This window comes from Ureibacillus suwonensis (assembly GCF_042655065.1).
Lineage (GTDB): Bacteria > Bacillota > Bacilli > Bacillales_A > Planococcaceae > Ureibacillus > Ureibacillus suwonensis.
This window is the reverse complement of record NZ_JBHSNQ010000173.1, coordinates 1-18,302: the sequence shown is the minus strand read 5'-3', so window position 1 is coordinate 18,302 and position 18,302 is coordinate 1. Positions and strand designations below refer to the sequence as shown.

The 18,302-nt window shown below is 42.1% G+C and carries 18 protein-coding genes; 14 read left to right on the top strand and 4 right to left on the bottom strand.

Going from position 1 to position 18,302, the window contains the following annotated elements; genetic code table 11:
• Positions 1–262: 262 nt before the first annotated feature.
• A complete protein-coding gene (locus ACFPOH_RS13065; RefSeq protein ID WP_342468825.1) occupies positions 263–562 on the bottom strand; it encodes an S-layer homology domain-containing protein in 300 nt (99 codons plus the stop codon).
• On the bottom strand, positions 559–1,251 hold the full coding sequence (locus ACFPOH_RS13060) for an NHL repeat-containing protein (RefSeq protein ID WP_390310057.1): 693 nt from the start codon (positions 1,249–1,251) through the stop codon (positions 559–561). The genes ACFPOH_RS13065 and ACFPOH_RS13060 overlap by 4 nt, the downstream gene beginning before the upstream one ends.
• A gap of 400 nt (positions 1,252–1,651) precedes the next feature.
• On the opposite strand from ACFPOH_RS13060, the gene ACFPOH_RS13055 reads away from it, so the two are divergent.
• Complete coding sequence (locus tag ACFPOH_RS13055) at positions 1,652–1,981, top strand: YuiB family protein (RefSeq protein WP_342468827.1); 330 nt, start codon at positions 1,652–1,654, stop codon at positions 1,979–1,981.
• A 41-nt stretch (positions 1,982–2,022) separates the two neighbouring features.
• Here ACFPOH_RS13055 and ACFPOH_RS13050 read toward each other — a convergent pair whose 3' ends face one another.
• Complete coding sequence (locus ACFPOH_RS13050; protein ID WP_342468828.1) at positions 2,023–2,499, bottom strand: divergent PAP2 family protein; 477 nt, start codon at positions 2,497–2,499, stop codon at positions 2,023–2,025.
• Positions 2,500–2,705: 206 nt separating this feature from the next.
• Between ACFPOH_RS13050 and ACFPOH_RS13045 the strand changes: the two genes are divergently transcribed.
• The 11 genes from ACFPOH_RS13045 to ACFPOH_RS12995 all read left to right on the top strand — a co-directional run bounded on the left by ACFPOH_RS13045 (position 2,706) and on the right by ACFPOH_RS12995 (position 15,129).
• Positions 2,706–4,463, top strand: coding sequence for a helix-turn-helix domain-containing protein (locus tag ACFPOH_RS13045; protein WP_390310054.1), 1,758 nt, complete (start codon positions 2,706–2,708; stop codon positions 4,461–4,463).
• Positions 4,464–4,662: 199 nt separating this feature from the next.
• On the top strand, positions 4,663–5,520 hold the full coding sequence (locus tag ACFPOH_RS13040; protein WP_390310052.1) for a 3-hydroxyacyl-CoA dehydrogenase family protein: 858 nt from the start codon (positions 4,663–4,665) through the stop codon (positions 5,518–5,520).
• Positions 5,504–6,319, top strand: coding sequence for an enoyl-CoA hydratase/isomerase family protein (locus ACFPOH_RS13035; RefSeq protein WP_342468831.1), 816 nt, complete (start codon positions 5,504–5,506; stop codon positions 6,317–6,319). Before ACFPOH_RS13040 ends, ACFPOH_RS13035 begins: the two co-directional genes overlap by 17 nt.
• Before the next feature lie 5 nt (positions 6,320–6,324).
• A complete protein-coding gene (locus ACFPOH_RS13030; RefSeq protein ID WP_342581695.1) occupies positions 6,325–7,503 on the top strand; it encodes an acetyl-CoA C-acetyltransferase in 1,179 nt (392 codons plus the stop codon).
• A gap of 13 nt (positions 7,504–7,516) precedes the next feature.
• The gene (locus tag ACFPOH_RS13025) at positions 7,517–9,079 is read left to right on the top strand and encodes a class I adenylate-forming enzyme family protein (protein WP_342468833.1); all 1,563 of its coding nucleotides are present in this window, start codon (positions 7,517–7,519) and stop codon (positions 9,077–9,079) included.
• 13 nt (positions 9,080–9,092) lie between these two features.
• Positions 9,093–9,518, top strand: a complete 426-nt coding sequence (locus ACFPOH_RS13020; protein WP_342468834.1) for an acyl-CoA thioesterase — start codon at positions 9,093–9,095, stop codon at positions 9,516–9,518.
• Positions 9,511–11,166, top strand: coding sequence for an acyl-CoA dehydrogenase family protein (locus tag ACFPOH_RS13015; protein WP_390310049.1), 1,656 nt, complete (start codon positions 9,511–9,513; stop codon positions 11,164–11,166). The genes ACFPOH_RS13020 and ACFPOH_RS13015 overlap by 8 nt, the downstream gene beginning before the upstream one ends.
• 85 nt (positions 11,167–11,251) lie before the next feature.
• On the top strand, positions 11,252–12,571 hold the full coding sequence (locus ACFPOH_RS13010; RefSeq protein ID WP_342468836.1) for an MFS transporter: 1,320 nt from the start codon (positions 11,252–11,254) through the stop codon (positions 12,569–12,571).
• A 127-nt stretch (positions 12,572–12,698) separates the two neighbouring features.
• Positions 12,699–14,204 (top strand): leucyl aminopeptidase, encoded by a 1,506-nt coding sequence (locus ACFPOH_RS13005; protein ID WP_390310047.1) that lies wholly within the window; start codon positions 12,699–12,701, stop codon positions 14,202–14,204.
• Positions 14,205–14,265: 61 nt separating this feature from the next.
• Positions 14,266–14,463 carry a hypothetical protein gene (locus ACFPOH_RS13000; RefSeq protein WP_342581692.1) on the top strand — a complete coding sequence of 66 codons (198 nt, stop codon included), beginning with the start codon at positions 14,266–14,268 and terminating at the stop codon, positions 14,461–14,463.
• 102 nt (positions 14,464–14,565) lie between these two features.
• A complete protein-coding gene (locus ACFPOH_RS12995) occupies positions 14,566–15,129 on the top strand; it encodes a DUF5366 family protein (RefSeq protein ID WP_390310045.1) in 564 nt (187 codons plus the stop codon).
• 158 nt (positions 15,130–15,287) lie between these two features.
• Here the strand turns inward: ACFPOH_RS12995 and ACFPOH_RS12990 are convergent, their stop codons facing one another.
• Entirely contained in the window at positions 15,288–17,141 is a 1,854-nt protein-coding gene (locus ACFPOH_RS12990) for a transglycosylase domain-containing protein (RefSeq protein ID WP_342581691.1), read from the bottom strand.
• Between the two features lie 224 nt (positions 17,142–17,365).
• Between ACFPOH_RS12990 and ACFPOH_RS12985 the strand changes: the two genes are divergently transcribed.
• Positions 17,366–17,953: a peptidylprolyl isomerase gene (locus ACFPOH_RS12985; protein ID WP_342468840.1), complete on the top strand. Its 588-nt coding sequence runs from the start codon at positions 17,366–17,368 to the stop codon at positions 17,951–17,953.
• Between the two features lie 17 nt (positions 17,954–17,970).
• Positions 17,971–18,180 carry a hypothetical protein gene (locus ACFPOH_RS12980; protein WP_390310043.1) on the top strand — a complete coding sequence of 70 codons (210 nt, stop codon included), beginning with the start codon at positions 17,971–17,973 and terminating at the stop codon, positions 18,178–18,180.
• Positions 18,181–18,302: the final 122 nt, after the last annotated feature.

Genomic DNA, 18,302 nt, shown 5'->3' with positions numbered 1-18,302 from the left:
TCAGTGAGTCATGATGAACACAGAAAACGTAGTACCTCACTTGAGGAAGGAAGCGGTGAATCCCGTGGGAGACCTCTTGGAGGGTGGAGTGACCACTGGCATAAAGAGAACAGCTATTCACGGAAGTAATAAAAACTTGCGTCAATTATCTTAATTGAACCGCCGTATACGGAACCGTACGTACGGTGGTGTGAGAGGACGGGAGTTAATCGCTCCCTCCTACTCGATTCTTGAAGTTCGTTATGCACTAGCCTTGTTTTGACTATCGATTTCCATCCAATAATATATCATGTGTTCGGACGGCTTCTTCCACTTCTCCAAATGACCAATGATTTTTCGGTACATCCACAAATGTCGGAGTTTCCACATTCGTCAATGGTCCGCGTTTGAAAAGCAGGTTTATGATTTTCACCGTTTGGGCCCGTGTCAATTCCTGGTTCGGCTTGAACGTAAGGTCTTCATAACCGGTCATAATGCCGGCAGCTTTGGCAAAGTTGATCGCCTCAAATGCCCAGTGCTTGCTTGTTACATCTTTGAAACCGGCTTCTTGACTGACATTCAATTTTCCGCAGTAATCACATAGTTATGAATTGGATTGTCGATATGGCCATCGGCGAAATCATCGGCAGTTACCTTTGTTATCCAAGATGAATATGAAAAATACAAATTTCCTATGGAATCAAATGCAATATCTGAAACAGAATACGGCATTGTTCCTATTTCATGCACCTTTGGGCTTGTAACGGGAATTGGAAAGTCATTGAAATCCTTTTTCGAAATGGTATATAACTTTTTTAAAACATAGTCTCCAAAATAGAAATCGCCCGTTATTGGATGGAAAGCAAGTCCATACAGAAACACTCCTCCTGTAATGACTTCCGTGGAAATTTCGGCAGGATTTCCAATCCCTTCACTAAAATCAGTACTGGAAATTTTATAAATTTTATCAATCGGATAACCTATGTAAGCAAATGTGTAATAAAAATTGCCCTCCGAATCAAAATCCAAAGAATATGGTTCGCCATTATTAAAATTTATTACATCCGTTATGGTTCCATCATCAGAAATTTTACTGATTTTACTGTCGACGAAATTTGCAACATAGATGTATCCATCATGATAGGACAATCCAGAAGCATTTGTATTGGCCGAGGTAAATGCAAATGTTTGTTGGGCACCTATGGGCAAAATCATTGCGAAAATGGCCATTGCAATCAAAAATATCCTTCGCATCCTGAGTTTCACTTTCATACTAAATTCCTCCTGCTATTGGTATTTTCTTAATTATATTATAGGATTAAGGTTCTATGGAAATGTTTTTTTTGATAGGATAAAATTCCCTTTTAAAAAGAAAACATCCTATGAAATTTTGTAAAATTTCATGGCTGTACGAATTTGAAATAAGTAAAATGTCCCGGCTTCCCACTTATAAATTAGTAAATATTTTTATAATCTTTGCTCCTGCGGTCGTCACATCAAATGTTACCCTGCCGCAATTCATCTGCGGCTAAGCGTGTGCGACAGCCGCAAAGGGAACGCCTCAAAAATGACTTTTCAGACGCTCCTTTTCTCATTTTTGTTTCCATTTTTCCATTTGAAAGGACAACCCAATTAGGTTAAACTAATGGAAGGAAAATGGAGGTAAACATATATGGGTGGCTCAGTTTCGATTGTACAATTAATCATCTCTGTCGTATTATTTTTTGTCATGTTTTTTGGAATCGGTTTCTTATTGAACATGTTACTTCGCATGACGTGGCTGATGACGATCATCTATCCGGTTGTCGTTATCTTTATCATTGATGAAGTCAGCTTTTTGGATTATATATTCAAACCGGGTCATGCATGGCCGGCTTTATGGGATAAAATTTTATCTCTTCAGGTTGTGGATATTGCCATTCTATCTGGAGGATTTGCCGGAACCATCGTCGCCGGCATCGTCATGATTATTTTAAGGAAAAGCGGATATCGAATGTTTTAAAAGGATCTATCCAAAAGTGCCAACTTTTGGATAGATCCTTTTTATTGGATGAAAGTATAAAAAATGACGGAAATAATGATGCCGGTAAGTGCGCCGGATAATACTTCATTCGGTTTATGGCCCAACAAAGTTTTCAGTTCTTCCTGTTTTTCATTTTCATCTTTTTCCGTCCAATGTTTCATTTCATGAAAAAATGTTGTCAGTTCTTGCCGGATTTTATTCAACATGGCTGCATGCTGCCCTGCCTGATAACGGACACCGCTCGCGTCATACATGACGATTCCGGCGAACAAGGCGGCAACGGCAAAAACCGGTGAGTCAAAACCTGTTTCGTAACCAACGGCTGTAGCGAGACTCGTCACAGCGGCGGAATGGGAGCTGGGCATGCCGCCGGTGGAAGTGAGCAGCGACCAGTTGATTTCTTTTGTAAATAAAAAATGGATGGGTACTTTAATGAATTGCGCGAAAAAAATTGAGAACAGCGCCAGGAGTAATGGAGCATTATGAAAAATGGCCAAATTGCAAAAACCCTTTCTTTATTGTCTTACAAACAGTATAGCATAATGCTTATTCAAACATTTAAGTATATGCATGAAAAAGATTAGTGTGAATGGAAAGATTGATGTTTCAAGTGGTGTTCGGACGATTTTATTATTGGATATCGGTTTTGGATTTGTCATATTATGTATATAAATAAATAATCAATAAAGGGCTGTGGAAGAGGATGAAGGAAGAAAAAAAAGAAAAAATCGTTAAAATTCTGGAAAAAAAGCTGAAATCCACTTCAAGACAACTTGTTCAATTTGATTCGGAAGATGAAACGCTGCAATATATAACAAATGCTTTCAGAGAAAAACTGTCAGCGGACTTTGTCGGGATTGTTTTCAAAACGGGAGAACAGTTGATTGTGAAAGCATGGAGCGGGACAAAAAGTTCGATTGCCGGCCATTTTCCATTACCTGTGGACCAGTGTTCCCCCAATTTATTTTTGTCCAGTTTAACCCATGAGCAATTGAGTCTGGAAAAAAATTGCGAGTTTACGAGACTGCTTCAAAAGGAGAAGGTCCAAACTTGGTTTACTTTCCCACTGAAAAATGAATTGAATCTTTTTGGATTTTGTATCATTGGTTATTTGCAAAGAGTCATTTTATATGAAGAAATGGAAAGTGTATTTGACGATTTTGGAAAGGATTTAGCCATTGCTGTATTGTTTCAAAGGGAAAAACAACATAAACAAAAGCTTCAGAGTTTATTAATTTATCAGCAAGCGATGGTGAAAGAAACGATTCACGGCAATTCGATCGATGAAATCACCACGATGTTGAGTCAGACATTGGAGAAATCTGTCCTGTTGCTCGACCGGTTTTTGAGACCGATTTCGTATAAACTGTTACCTGACAAAGAAGGTTTATTGGATGAATACCTTGAGCTCGCCACCTATGAAATTGTTCAAAAAAGAACATCCAAAGCATGGATTCCCCATCCGGCCTTGGAAAAAACGTTGTTAATTTGGACCATTGATGTGGGTGGGGATTTATTTGGTTATTTGGTGTTGGATGCCACCAATATCAAAATGGATGATTATGTCCGTTTGGCCATTGACGTCGCCCGCAATATTTATTCCATTCAATTTATGAAACAAAAAATCATTCTTGATGCGAAAGAACAGGTCAAAGACAGTTTTATCAACAAATTATTGTCCAATCCAATTGACGAGATTGAAAATATCTTCCAATATGCCAATCTTTTTCATTGGGATATCAATCGTCCCCATTTTGTCGCCATCCTGTCATTAACCATCCAAGATCATCACCTGGATTTACTGGAACAGGAGTCGTACAAATCCGCCATATTGGAAAAAATCAAATTGAATCTATCAAACTATTATCCGGAAGTGATCGCCGTAAATAAAGAAGGCGATTTGATTCTAATTTCACCGGTTTCATCGATGGCTCATTCAATAAAATTATATTGGAATAAAATGTATGAAAATTTAAAAAAATGGGTGAGAAGCGATTGGAACAATGTTCAAGTCTTATTGGCCATCGGGGGAGTAACAGAGAAGATTGAAGATTATTCGGTTTCTTACATGCAAGCAAAAAAATGTCTGAATGTAGTGAAGTCGCGTTTTAAGGAAATGGGATTCGCCTTATTTGATGATTTGGGGGCCTATACTTTATTGCATGAAATCGATGGCCGGATGGTTGCCATCTTTGTTCAGGATCACATCGGTCCGTTATTGAATAGTGAAGGAAAAAACATGGATTTATTGAAAACCCTTCAAGTATATTTGTCGCATAATGGGAATATGACCGAAACGGCAAAAGAATTGTATATTCATCGAAGCACATTGCAATACCGCCTGGAAAAAATTGAGGATCTCTTACAAGTGGATTTGGATAATGCGGAACACCGATTTAATTTGAATATGGCGATTAAATTGTATGATTTATTCGGGAACGAATTGAAGCAGAACCTGTGAAGCCATTTCCCCCCGCTCTTTGAACCATTGGGCAAAGGGCGGGTTTTTTTGTTCCGTATTCTATGAATCTTTCAGGCATTCTCCGCAAAAATGATGAAAATTCGTTGTATTCTTCCTACATTGTATAGGTACAGAAGAGATTAGAATTTTTATATATTTTAATCACAGAAAATTTTTAAAATTGAAAGGAGTATCACATATGGCGATAAAGACAGTTGGAGTGGTGGGAGCAGGAACGATGGGAAGCGGAATCGCCAACTTGATCGCAAGCAGCGGATTCCAGGTTTTCCTTCACGATGTAGATACAAAATTTTTGGAAAATGGGTTGGCGCGCATTGAGAAATTTATGAACAAAAGCGTTGAAAAAGGAAAAATCACGGAAAGCGAAAAAGCGGAAGTCATTGAACGGATCCATACAACGACGAATTTGGAAGATTTGCAAGAGGTCGATTTTGTCATCGAAGCCGTTGTTGAAGATTTGGACGTGAAAAAGGAAGTCTTTACAAAACTGGATCAAATTCTGCCGGAAGACGTCATCATTGCAACAAACACGTCCTCGATGTCCATTACGGTGCTTGCGGAAACAACAAAACGTCCGGAGAAAGTGGCCGGAATGCACTTTTTCAACCCGGCACAAATCATGAAGCTTGTGGAAGTTGTACGGGGATTAAAAACAAGTGATGAAACCGTTTCCAAAATCCAAGCTTTTGCAAGAGATTTGGGGAAAGAACCGATTGAAGTCAAAAAAGATGTGCCAGGATTTATTGTAAATCGCATTATGATTCCGCAGTTAATTGAAGCGATTCGGCTGCTCGAAGAAGGTGTCGCCACGGCGGAAGATATCGACAAAGCGGTTACCCTTGGCTTGAATTATCCGATGGGCCCATTTACATTGCAGGATTATGCGGGCGTGGATATCGGTTATTACGTAATGGAATATATGAAAAATGAACTGAATGATAATCGTTATGCACCTCCATTATTGCTGAAACAACTGGTGAGAGCAGGCAGATTAGGTAAAAAGACGGGAGCTGGTTTTTATGACTACAACAAATAAAACTGTTCAGGACTTGACGGCAAAGTATGAATTTTTGCTTTGTGAAATTGAGAATAAGGTTGCAATTGTAACCATTCACCGTCCACCTGTCAATCCCCTTAATACAGCTGTTTTTAAAGAACTTACCCAATTGATGACAGAGCTTGAAAACCGGGAAGACGTCCAAGTAATCGTCCTTACGGGAAGCGGTGAAAAGGCTTTCGTTGCCGGAGCGGACATCCGCGAAATGTTGGAATTGGAAGCCGTTGATATGCTGGAGATGAATCAAACTTCAAGAAAAGCTTTTTCAACGATTGAGAATTTAGCGAAGCCTGTCATTGCCGCCATCAACGGACTTGCCCTTGGAGGCGGATTGGAATTGGCATTGGCTTGCGATTTGCGGATTGCTTCAGAAAAGGCCAAATTCGCCTTTCCGGAAATCAATTTGGGCATTATCCCTGGTGGAGGCGGAACGCAAAGATTGCAACGGATTGTCGGACAAGGAATTGCGAAAGAATTGCTGTACTTTGGTGAAATGATTACGGCGGAACAAGCGCTTCAATGGCACATTGTGAACCGGGTGGTACCGGCGGAAAATCTTTTGTCAGAAGCCTGCGAATGGGCAAAGAAACTGGCCGAGAAACCGAGTGTAGCTTTAAGAATGTTGAAATTGGCGGTGAATTCCGGTTCCAATGTGGATTTGGAGTCCGGGCTTACAATTGAAATGACTTGCTTTGGCAATGCCTTTGCAACAGAGGATCGAAAAGAAGGAATGCAAGCATTTGTAGAAAAAAGAAAGCCGAATTTTACAGGGAGATGATTTTTGTGAAACAAGATATTGTCCTGTTGGAAGGTGCGCGTACCGCTTTGGCTGAATTTTGCGGTTCATTCCGGGAGGTTTCAGCGACGGATTTGGGGGCTTATGCCTCTATTGAAGCGATCAAAAGAGCAAAAATAACACCCGATGAAATTGATCATGTCGTATTCGGAAACGTTCAGCAATCAAGTAAAGATGCCCATTTTTTGGCCCGGCATGTCGGGTTGAAAGCGCAAGTGCCGATCGAAGTGCCGGCTGTTACCGTCAATCGATTATGCGGCACCGGCATCGAAGTGTTGTTGACTGCTGCCCGGTTCATTCAAACGGGGGAAGCGGAAGTGGTGCTGGCAGGCGGAGCGGAAAACATGAGCCAAGTTCCCCATGTCATCAGAGGAATGCGGTGGGGGACCAAATTAGGTTCACCGGTGATTGAAGATTGGTTGTGGGATGGACTTTATGACACGTATGGTCAATGTTCAATGGCCATCACGGCGGAGAATTTGGCGAAAAAATACGAAATCACGAGGGAACAAGTGGATTTGCATGCGCTTACAAGCCATGAAAGAGCCCTTTCCGCAATGGAAAAAGGATATTTTGAGAAAGAAATTGTTCCGGTGGAAATCAAGAAGAAAAAAGGGACGGTCATCATCGACAAAGATGAACATCCAAGAAAAACAAGTCTGGAAGAGCTGGGCAAATTGCCTCCAAGATTTTTGGAAGGAGGTGTAGTTACACCAGGCAATGCCAGTGGAATGAATGATGCGGGAGCCGCTGTGATCCTTGCTTCTTCGGAATATGCCGAAAAAAGAGGGTTGCAACCGATTGCGAGATTAGTATCGTGGGATGTTGTCGGTGTAGAGCCGAAGTATATGGGAATCGGGCCGGTACCTGCCATTCAAAATGCATTGAAAAAAGCGGGGCTGCAGCTGAAAGATCTGGATTTGATCGAAATTAATGAAGCCTTTTCAGCCCAATATTTGGCGTGTCAGAAGGAACTCGGATTTGACCCGGAAATCGGCAATGTAAATGGCGGTGCAGTTGCATTGGGACATCCATTGGCGGTTTCAGGGGTGAGAATATCGCTGACTTTGATTTACGAGTTGGCCAGAAGAGGAAAAAAATACGGTGCTTCTGCCGTTTGCATTGGTGGTGGACAGGGAATTGCGGCAATATGGGAGAGATTATAAAGGGGGATGAAGAATGACAGTTACTGTGTTTGGACTTCTTGAAAGGGCATCTCAAAATTATCCGGATAAAGAAGCGATCTTTGATGGAGCGAATCGCATCACGTATAAGCGATTAATGGAAGAAACTCAAAGTATAGCGGCCGCTTTGTCGCAAAAGGGTTATCAAAAAGGGGACCGGGTCATCGTTTCCCTTCCCAATTGGTATGAAGCCGTAGCCATCTATTTTGCGTTGGCGCAATTGGGCGTCATCTTGATTCCTTGCAACACAAGATACAGCAAAGAGGAGCTTGTCTACATTCTCGAAAATTCCGGCGCAAAAGGAATGTTTGTCGGAAAAGATTTCCAATATTTTGAGGACTTTAAAAATTATTTGCAATCAAGTGATTCTTCTTTGGAAGATATTTTCGCAGTGCGCTCGGAAATGTCTGAATTTTCTGGTTATCGGGATTTATTGGAGAAAGGCAAAGGCATTTCCGCATCTCCTGCACCAATCGATCCGGCAGATGATGTTTTTACAATCCTGTATACGTCCGGAACGACCGGCAAACCAAAAGGGGCTATGTTGACCCATGAAAATGTCATATATTCCGCCGAATTATCCGCCGATATGTTGAAATGTACAAAAGACGATGTATATCTCATTCCGGTGCCTATTTTCCATGTGTTCGGTTTGGTGCCGGGCATCCTGTCGGTGGTCAGCAAAGGTTCAAAGATGGTGTTTTTGGAAGAGTATAAAGCCATCGAAGCGTTAAAACGGATCGAGAGCGAAAAGGTGACGGTCCATCATGGAGTGCCGACAATGTTCATATTGGAACTGAACCATCCGGATTTTCAAAAGTTTGACTTGTCATCGTTAAGAACAGGAATCATCGCGGCTGCTCCATGTCCGGAAGAAATCGTCCGGAGAATTCGGACCGAAATGGGTTGTGACATTCAAGTTTCCTATGGACTTACAGAAACCTCCGCTCCGGTGACATTCACAAGCTTTGATGATGATGATTATTTGAAATCAACGACGGTAGGAAAATTTTTGCCGGGCTATGAAGGGAAAATTGTTGACGTACAAAGACAAAAAGTGGGAATCGGTGAAATTGGAGAAATCGCCGTCAAAGGAAAAGGCGTGATGAAAGGGTATTACAAGATGCCGGAATACACGCAGGCGGCATTTGACGAGGAAGGCTATTTTTATACGGGTGATTCCGGAACGATGGATGAACATGGTTATATCCGCATCGTTGGACGCAAGAAAGAACTGATTATCAGAGGCGGATATAATATTTACCCACGGGAGATTGAAGAACATTTCTATAAACATCCAAGTGTGCTGGAAGTGGCGATTATCGGTTTGCCTGACACGGTTTTAGGGGAAATCAGCTGCGCCGTGATTAAATTGAAACCGGGCCATGTGGAAGATGAACAATCGATGAAGGATTACATCAAAGACAAAGTGGCGGATTTCAAGGTGCCTGACCGTTTTGTTTTCGTTGATAAGCTGCCGATTACCGCCAGCGGAAAAATTATCAAACATGAACTGAAAAATATCATTACCGAGAAATTGAAAGCGACACTTCGTTAAGGGGATGTGCCAAATGCATAAGTATGAATTTAAAGTGCGCTGGGGGGACACGGATGCGGCAGGAATCGTTTTTACCCCCAACTTCTATAAGTGGATGGATGAAGCCACGCATGAATATCTTGCGGAACTTATAAAGCCGTCCAGCAGACTTTTTCAGGAAGATAAGCGGGCTTTGCCCATCCTTGAAGCCTTTTGCCAGTTCAAAAAACCGCTGCGATTTGAAGAACATGTGGTGATTGAAACGACCGTATTGGAAATCCATAATAAAACCTTCAAATTAAAACATGTGTTCAAAAGAGGAGACGAAATTGTAGCCCATGGTTATATGATCCGCGCATGGACGTCCTTTTCCGATACGCCAAAAGCGGAGCCGATCCCGAAAGAAGTGGTTGAAAAGCTGACATTGTCTCTTGAAAGAGAGGTTGTGGTACATGAATAGTTCAACGAAAAGTTTGCTGTCCTTTTTAAACAAAACGAGCCGTCCAGCTGATGTGTTTACAGTGGAAGAATTTACGGATGAACATCTCATGCTGAAAGAGACGGTAGAGAAATTTGTTGATCGGGAAGTATTTCCCGTACTCCATCTGATTGAACAGAAACAATTTGATGAAACAAAGAGACTGATGTTGAAGGCGGGAGAACTTGGCCTCATTGCGGCTGATATTGCGGAAGAATACGGAGGATTGGAACTTGGCAAGGTGAGCGCGGCGATTATTGCCGAAGGGATGGCAAAGGCAAGATCGTTCAACATTACGTTCAGCGGCCAGACAGGAATAGGGGCGTTGCCGATTGCCCTGTTCGGGACACCGGAGCAAAAATCCCGTTATTTGCCTAAATTGCTTACAGGAGAGCATATCGCAGCCTATGCTTTGACGGAACCATCCGCCGGAACGGATGCATTGGGCATTAAAACATCTGCCACTTTATCTCCATGCGGCCGTTATTATATTTTGAATGGCGAAAAGCAATGGATTACGAATTCAGGATTTGCGGACATTCTTATCGTCTATGCAAAAGTGGACCATCAGCATTTCACCGCTTTTATTGTGGAAGCGGCCAGCGAAGGGCTGTCCACGGGTCCAGAGGAAAATAAAATGGGGTTGGACGGTTCATCCACCCGTTCGGTTATTTTGGATCAAGTCCATGTGCCGGTGGAAAATGTCATTGGTGAAATCGGCCGCGGACATATCATTGCATTCAATGTATTGAATTTCGGAAGACATAAAATTGCTTTGAGTTCGCTGGGCACGGCCAAACGGGCAATCGAATTGGCGATCGAATATGGAAATGTCCGTCAACAATTCAAGCAACCATTAACGAGTTTTCCTTTGATCAGAGAAAAGATTGCGGATATGGTTGCAGAGTCCATTGCGGTGGAAAGCGTTGTATACCGGACGGCCGGGGAAATGGAAGAATCCTTTTCAGAACCCTATGATTCCATTGCCAAATTGGTAGGGAAATTTGCAGTCCATTGTTCCATCAATAAGGTGATGGCGACCGAAGCGGCGGGAAAAATTGTGGATGAAGCATTGCAAATCCATGGCGGCTATGGGTATATGCGGGAATATGAAATCGAACAATTGTATCGGGATGTCCGAATCAATCGCATCTTTGAAGGCACGAATGAAATCAATCGCATCTTGATTGCCAACCACATAATGAAAGCGTACGAACCGGTTGTGGAAGAAGAGCATGTGAGCGGTCCATTGGAGAAGGAATATCAAAAATTGAATCTTGCAAGGGTTATATTGAAAGAGTTGATTGAAAGCGCCCGCAAAAACAATTTGACAGATATGAATAAAGAACAGGAGCTGGCAGCTGCCATTGCGGATATGGCGATTGGGTTATACGCCATGGACAGTTTGTTGGCGAGAGCCCGAAAAACAAGCGGAGATCAAAAGATTGAAATCGCTGCAAAAGTTTACGTTCATAAAACATTGCAACAATTTATGAATCTGGCACTATATTTGAAGAATTATGCAGGGATTGGTGTGGAGGCCATTCAGAAAGCGCATCAGGCCATCATTGAAAGCGCTGACAATTTGATTGGCTTAAAGCGTCAATTAGCAGAAATCGTTATTTCATAGCGATTTCTGTCTGTTCTTTATTTCTTTATTTATTCAATATACTCATTTTACTCTATTATCACAGTGTAAACAGGGGGATTGTAATTTGAAAGAACTTCAAATGATTGAAAAGACGACTGTTAAGAAGACGATGACTCGGATTTTGCCGTTTATTTTGCTTTTGTATATTGTTGCCCATTTGGACCGGGTGAATTTAAGCTATGCGGCTTTGGAAATGAACGCCGACTTGGCGCTGACTTCGGAAGTGTTTGGATTATTGTCGGGAATCTTCTTTATTGGCTATTTTATGTTTGAGATCCCGAGCAATATGATCATGAGCAAAATGGGGGCCAGACTATGGATTGCCCGCATTATGATCACTTGGGGAATCATTGTCATATTGACGGGATTTGTCCAAAATGCTGCCCACTTATATATTTTGCGCTTTATTTTAGGTATCGCGGAAGCGGGTTTTTTCCCGGGAGCCGTACTGTATTTGACATACTGGTTCCGTAAAAAAGAGCGTGGACGGGCAACGGCGATCTTGCTGTTGGCTTTGCCTATTGCGGGATTAATCGGCGCTCCCGTTTCGACATGGATCATTGATCATGTGTATTGGCTGGAGATGGCCGGTTGGCGATGGATGTTTATTTTGGAAGGGCTTCCGGCATTACTTCTCGGAATCGTGGTGCTGTTCTATTTGGTGAACCGGCCAAGTGAAGCCAAATGGCTGTCCCAGGAGGAAAAGGAATGGCTGGAATCAGAACTTCAAATGGAAAGAACGGAAAGCAATCACATCAATAAAAAATATGTTGGGGAAATGTTGAAAGATGCAACAGTTTGGAAATTGGCATTAATTTACTTTTCAAATTACACTTGCATGTTCGGATTGTCTTTTTGGTTGCCAACGATTCTGAAAAATTTATCCGCAGAGGGGACAACCAATGTATCCATTGGGTTGTTATCGATGATTCCTTCCTTCATGGGGATATTGGCCATTTTATTTGGCGGATGGAATTCCGACCGTACCGGAAAATATAAGGAACATCTTGTCGCCTCCTTCATAATTGCCTTTATCGGCTTTGCCTGTGCAAGTTTTATGAGCTCCCCGGGCTGGATGTTGGTTTGCTTGACCGTTGCTTCGTTCGGTCTGTATATATTTGCCGGATGCTTCTTTGCTTATGAAACCCACTTTTTCACAGAACGAACTGCACCAGTCGGCATCGCATTAGTCAATTCAATTGCGGCCCTTGGAGGTTTCTTGGGACCTTATATTTTAGGGGTGCTGAATGTAAAAAGCGGCATGCTTTTCCTGGTGGTACTGGGCATCGTTGGTACCGGATTGCTGATTACTTTAAAACAAAAAACTTCTGAAACCTTTATTTTTGAAGAAGAAAAATCATTGGAGAGTGTAGGGAAAAGTTGATATCAAATTCTTGTGATATGTTGCCACTTCCTTTTACAAAAATTAGGTTATACTAGTAAAAGGAAGTGGCTTTTTTATTTGAATTCCTTTAGAAAAGGATAGAACATGAACTCGGAGGTTCTTCAATATGATTTGTAAAGAGAAAAAAACATTTGATGAAATTACAACGGAATTATTAATTGTAGGTGTTCAAAAAAATTGTGATCATATCAAGGGATGGAAAGATTTCGTATCCTTTTACGGAGAGCAGGTGGAAAAATGGATCCGTTCCGGCGATATCGAAACGGAACGCAAAAAGTTGACGAGAATTCCGTATGTGGGATCCAATCAACATCTGCAACGGGTTTTGTTTGTCGGATTAGGGGATACGAAAACGTTGACGAGAAATGAATTGCGGGAAACTTTTGGACTGGTGGGGAAAAAACTTCGTGAGATGAAAGCGGACAACTTTACCCTTTGGTTGGAATCCTTTACCGCCGCCCCGATCAGTGAGAAGGATATTGCGTTTTTATTTGCGGAAGGAAGCGGCATGGGATTTTATCAAGTGCCTCATTATAAAACAACATGCAACGCTCCGGATGTTTATCTTGATGAAGTGCATTTTGTGACAAAAGAGGATTTTGAAGAAATTGCTGAAAGCTGCAAATTGGGCTACATTTATGCGGAAGCGGTGAATGAAGCAAGAACGTTGGTGAATTTGCCTCCGAATATTTTGAGGGCCACAGACTTGGCGGATTATGCGGTGAATTTGGCGCACCAATATGGCTTTGAAGTGGAAATTTTGAATAAAGCGCAATTGGAAGAGCTGGGAATGGGCGGCATCTTGGCGGTCAATAAGGGATCAACCAATGAACCCCGGATGATTACTTTAAAATATAAAGGAATGGAACAGTGGAAAAACGTCATCGGTTTGGTTGGAAAAGGGGTCACTTATGATACAGGCGGCTATTCCATCAAATCCAAAACCGGCATGGTCGGCATGAAAGGCGATATGGGCGGAGCTGCCGCTGTTCTTGGCGCCATGAAAATCATCGGTGAAACGAAGCCGAAAAAGAATGTGGTGGCCGTCATCGGGGCAACGGACAATATGATTTCAGGAGACGCGTTCAAGCCCGATGATGTGATTACCACTTATAGCGGAAAAACGGTGGAAATTAAAAATGCCGATGCGGAAGGCCGTCTCGTTTTGGCGGATGCGGTCACTTACGCCAAACAACATGGTGCGGATTACTTGATTGATGTGGCCACGTTGACCGGCGGAGTCATTACCGCTTTAGGCTACGATAAAACAGGTGCATTGACGAATCATGAAGGCTTTTTCGACAAGTTTATGGAAGCGAGCATCAAAACTGGTGAATTTGTTTGGGGCATGCCGTTGACGGCAAGGGATAAAAAACGCATCCGCGAGTCGCAATTGGCCGATTTGAACAATTCTCCGGGAAGCGATGGCCATATGATTTTTGCCGGCGGGTTTGTCGGGGAATTTGTAGATAATACGCCATGGATCCATTTGGATATTGCAGGAACATCCGATGCATCCAAGCCTTACGAATTGGGGCCAAAGGGCGGCACGGGCGTAATGGTTCGCACCCTTGCTGCATTTGTTGAAGATTTCGCATTTAAAATGGATTAGGCGATTAACATAAGTGAACCTCCTTTTCCCACATATGTTACTAGAGAAAAGGAGGTTTACTATGTCGAATTTCCGATATCACCATCGTCCAGTACCATATAACCGGGGTGGATTCAATTTTTTTAGCTATCCTTTTCTTGGCGGATTTTTAGGGGGATTATTAGGGAACGTGATTTATCCTCAAGGATATTATTATCCACCATATTATCCATATTATCCAATCTATCCTCCATTTTATCCACCATATGGCCGTTACTGATGGAGTGCGGACTTCCGCACTCTTTTTTCTTTTATTTACTTGATAGATCGGGAAATTTTGCTATGATAAGTTAGGAAAAATACAATTAACGGGGCAAATATGATGAAAAATCCGTACTTATATAGTTATTTACCATTATTCTCTATTCTGCTTTATAGTCTCTCATTCGGCATTTTTACGGTAGGCAAGTTGATCGGCCTTTTCCAATCCATCGGCTTATATGCCGGCATGCTGGAATTTTTCACCGATATGGAAATCCGGATGTTGTTGCTGTTCGTTTCATTCCTTTGTTTCTTCATGATGTTTTCAGCATTGAAATTGGTTGGGGAAACGATTCATGAGATCGCGATGCTATTGTTTTCGAACGATTCGGAAGGCCATTCTGTAAAGGGGGCAAGAGGGGGATATGTCATCTTCTTTTTCGGTGGCCTCTTGAGCACCGTTGCCATCCAATCCTATCTTGCATTGCTGATCATTTTTGCATTATCGCTATTTTGTTCTTTTGTCTATACAGTATATAAAATGAGCCAATATACTTCTTTGGCCGGCATGATTGGCCTCATCGTATTTGAAATTGTTTTTTGGGCGGTTTTTCTTGCGGCAGTCCTCTTTGTATGTCTAAAACTGTACAATGGGATTTTGGCGAGCTTGCCTTTTGCAAATTAGATTGGTACGGGCTGTCTTCAATGGGGCAGCCTTTTTTAGTTGCATAGATATCATTCCAAAGAAAATGGTTCAGTGCGGTTCATTCGAAAGTCAAACTTTCCAATTAATATTCTGACCGGCATAATCAAAAAAGAGCGGGAAAGAAACTCGCTCTTTTTTCATTGGTTCATAATGCGGTTGAAGATTTTGAAATGGATTTGCGCCTTTTCAAGCTGTTGCATCGATTTTGGCTGGTCATATCCGAGCCAGACGGCAGCGGTGTATTCGTTCGATAAGCCGGCCAGCCAAAAGTCCCGATAGTCATTGGTTGTTCCTGTTTTCGCACCAATATACGATGAATTTGCAAAAATTCCCTTTCCCGTTCCGCTTCTGACCACTTCGCCCAAAAGCGTCCGCATATATTGGACCGTTTGTTCAGACCATATTTGTTTCCGTTCCGTTGGCCATTGATACAATATATTTCCATCCTGATCGGTCACTTTCCGTATGGCATGGGCTCTTGTGTAACTTCCGTCAATAAAACTTGTATACGCATCGGCCATCTCCAGGGCGGTTACCCCGTATGTGAGCCCTCCCAATGCGGCTGAATAATTTTTATCCTTTTCCTCAATGGACTCGAAACGGAATTGGTTCAAGTATTGAAAAGCCGTGTCGATTCCCACCTTGGTGAACAGCCTCAAAGCGGCTGTGTTTAAGCTGTATTTAAAGGCGGTCGCAATCGTCACATTGCCGTAGACTGCGCCCCCGTAGTTTTGCGGGCAGAAATTGCCGATGCAAATGTTTCCTCCACTTACTATGGATGAAGGGGAATAGTTTGCCGTTTCAAAAAGCGGCGCATATACGATTAATGGTTTAAAGGATGAACCCGGCTGTCTCGGTGCTTGATAAGCCCGATGGAAGTCGAATTTTTTATAATCCTTCCCACCATAAATACTTACAATTTCACGATTGCTATTATCAATGACGACAGCGCTTGCTTGCAAGTTGTTTTGGACCGACAAAAAAGAGTCGATGGCTTTCTCATCCCCGTCCTGCTTTTGAGGATTCAAAGCCGTATGTATGATGATGCCGGAATGAAGCAGTTCATTGATTCTTTCATCCAATTCCTTCTGGACCACTTTTTTTGCGTCCGGGGTAGCTTTCCGCAATCTGTCCGCATATCCTTCATTTTCCGCAATCAATTCTTTCAGTTCATGCAAGACGTAAGTGCTGTAAGCGGGGAACTTCTGGGTTTTCCTCTTGATATTCAGTCGAATCGGTTCGTTTTTATATGTATTCGCTTCATCGGCCGTGATGATATTTTCTTTGGCCAGCAAGTCAATCAATCGCTCTTGCCGCGCTTTTGTATTCCCGAAATTGGTCACCGGATCATAAAGGGATGGATTGTTCGGAATGGCCGAAATGAATGCAATTTCCGCCACGGACAAATCCTGCAAAGGCTTATTGAAATAGTACGTTGCCGCACCGCCGATTCCATACACTTGATTGGCAAAATACATTTCATTTAAATACATTTCTAAAATTTTGTCTTTGTCATACATCTTTTCTAATTCATAGGCATAAAAGATTTCCATTAATTTTCGTTCATAGGTTTTCTCTTCTGATAAATAAAGCGACCGGACAAGCTGCTGGGTAATGGTGCTGCCCCCTTGCCGGATGGAATTTTGTCCCGCATTGGCGATAACCGCCCTCATGATGGCGCTGAAGTCGAAGCCGATGTGCTGATAAAAATCCCGATCCTCGCTTAATATAAACAGTTGTTTGACGATTTCAGGCATCTCATTTAATGGAGTAGGGACCCTCCATTCGACGTAATCCTCATTAAAAAGACTTCCATTTCGGTCCAACATTCTAACGGGAAGCTGGGTTTGGGTTTCAGGAAGTTGGACTTGTTCTTCGATTTGCTGTTGTTGGGTTTTTGCCTGGTCCACTTCTTCCCATATTTTCTCCCCCAACAGATAGAGGAGAGGGAAGAAAGCGATAATGATAAGATAACCAAAAAATTGCTTCACGATGATTCCTCCTCGGCTCCTACAAGAAAGGATACCATAATTTCCAACAGAACAGTTCCGCTTTATTGCATGACACAAAAGTATTTCTCTTTGGGAAATTGTTTAAATAATAAGAGATGAAAGGGAAAATGCCAAATTAGCAGAAAAAATGATCGTTTTATGGTAAACTGATACGAGGAAAATGAAGTCATGACTTTGATTTTATTTATAAAGGAGAAGAAGAAATGTACCCACAATTAACGAAGGAATTAAACCCTGGAGAAATTTTGGTGGAAATGAAAACGACAATGGGCTCAATAAAAATAAAATTGTTCCCGGAACATGCGCCAAAAACAGTGGAAAACTTTTTGGGCCATGCCAAGTCGGGTTATTATGAAGGAATTATTTTCCATCGTGTCATTAAGGATTTTATGATCCAAGGCGGAGATCCAACCGGAACAGGAATGGGCGGGGAATCCATCTGGGGACAACCTTTTGAAGATGAATTCCATCCTGAATTGTTCAATTTGCGCGGAGCATTATCAATGGCCAATGCAGGACCAAACACGAACGGTTCACAGTTCTTTATCGTGCAAATGCCATATGTGCCGGCGGACATGGTTGCCCAAATGGAACAGGCCGGTTTCCCGAAAGAAATCATTGAGGAATACGCACGGGTTGGGGGTACCCCTTGGTTGGATTATAAACATACTGTATTCGGTCAAGTGGTGGAAGGCATGGATGTAGTGGACAAAATTGCGGAGGTGGAAACGGATTTCCGCGATAAACCGTTGGAAGATGTCAAAATTTTATCAATCACAGTGATCGAATAATATGACGGAAAGAAGTGATGAAGGTGAATCACCTTTTATTATACGGCGACTTTTTATATTTCCCGGAAGATAAAATGGCCTATATTCCGGCCGCGGTTGAAATGGTCTTTCTGTTCCTGCTCTGTTTTGCGGTTTTCTTTGCAGTGAAACAATTTTCAAAAAGACAGGAAATGAAAACGAAAGAGCTGGAAGAGCGGATTTTGAAAGAAAGAGAAAAAAATAAGTAAGCCCGAATTCAAATGACGCATTGAAAAACTTAAAACAGGGATTAAAAAAGCGTACCTATTAGTACGCATGACAAATAGCCCTACAATCTTGAATTTTTTCAGATTGAGGGCTATTTTGCTAT

Excerpts from the sequence above, each read along its gene's own strand:
- ACFPOH_RS13060 (WP_390310057.1), bottom strand. The coding sequence starts at position 1,251 with ATGAAAGTGAAACTCAGGATGCGAAGGATATTTTTGATTGCAATGGCC.
- ACFPOH_RS13055 (WP_342468827.1), top strand. The coding sequence starts at position 1,652 with ATGGGTGGCTCAGTTTCGATTGTACAATTAATCATCTCTGTCGTATTA.
- ACFPOH_RS13045 (WP_390310054.1), top strand. The coding sequence starts at position 2,706 with ATGAAGGAAGAAAAAAAAGAAAAAATCGTTAAAATTCTGGAAAAAAAG.
- ACFPOH_RS13040 (WP_390310052.1), top strand. The coding sequence starts at position 4,663 with ATGGCGATAAAGACAGTTGGAGTGGTGGGAGCAGGAACGATGGGAAGC.
- ACFPOH_RS13035 (WP_342468831.1), top strand. The coding sequence starts at position 5,504 with ATGACTACAACAAATAAAACTGTTCAGGACTTGACGGCAAAGTATGAA.
- ACFPOH_RS13025 (WP_342468833.1), top strand. The coding sequence starts at position 7,517 with ATGACAGTTACTGTGTTTGGACTTCTTGAAAGGGCATCTCAAAATTAT.
- ACFPOH_RS13020 (WP_342468834.1), top strand. The coding sequence starts at position 9,093 with ATGCATAAGTATGAATTTAAAGTGCGCTGGGGGGACACGGATGCGGCA.
- ACFPOH_RS13015 (WP_390310049.1), top strand. The coding sequence starts at position 9,511 with ATGAATAGTTCAACGAAAAGTTTGCTGTCCTTTTTAAACAAAACGAGC.
- ACFPOH_RS13005 (WP_390310047.1), top strand. The coding sequence starts at position 12,699 with ATGATTTGTAAAGAGAAAAAAACATTTGATGAAATTACAACGGAATTA.
- ACFPOH_RS13000 (WP_342581692.1), top strand. The coding sequence starts at position 14,266 with ATGTCGAATTTCCGATATCACCATCGTCCAGTACCATATAACCGGGGT.
- ACFPOH_RS12995 (WP_390310045.1), top strand. The coding sequence starts at position 14,566 with ATGAAAAATCCGTACTTATATAGTTATTTACCATTATTCTCTATTCTG.
- ACFPOH_RS12985 (WP_342468840.1), top strand. The coding sequence starts at position 17,366 with ATGTACCCACAATTAACGAAGGAATTAAACCCTGGAGAAATTTTGGTG.
- ACFPOH_RS12980 (WP_390310043.1), top strand. The coding sequence starts at position 17,971 with ATGAAGGTGAATCACCTTTTATTATACGGCGACTTTTTATATTTCCCG.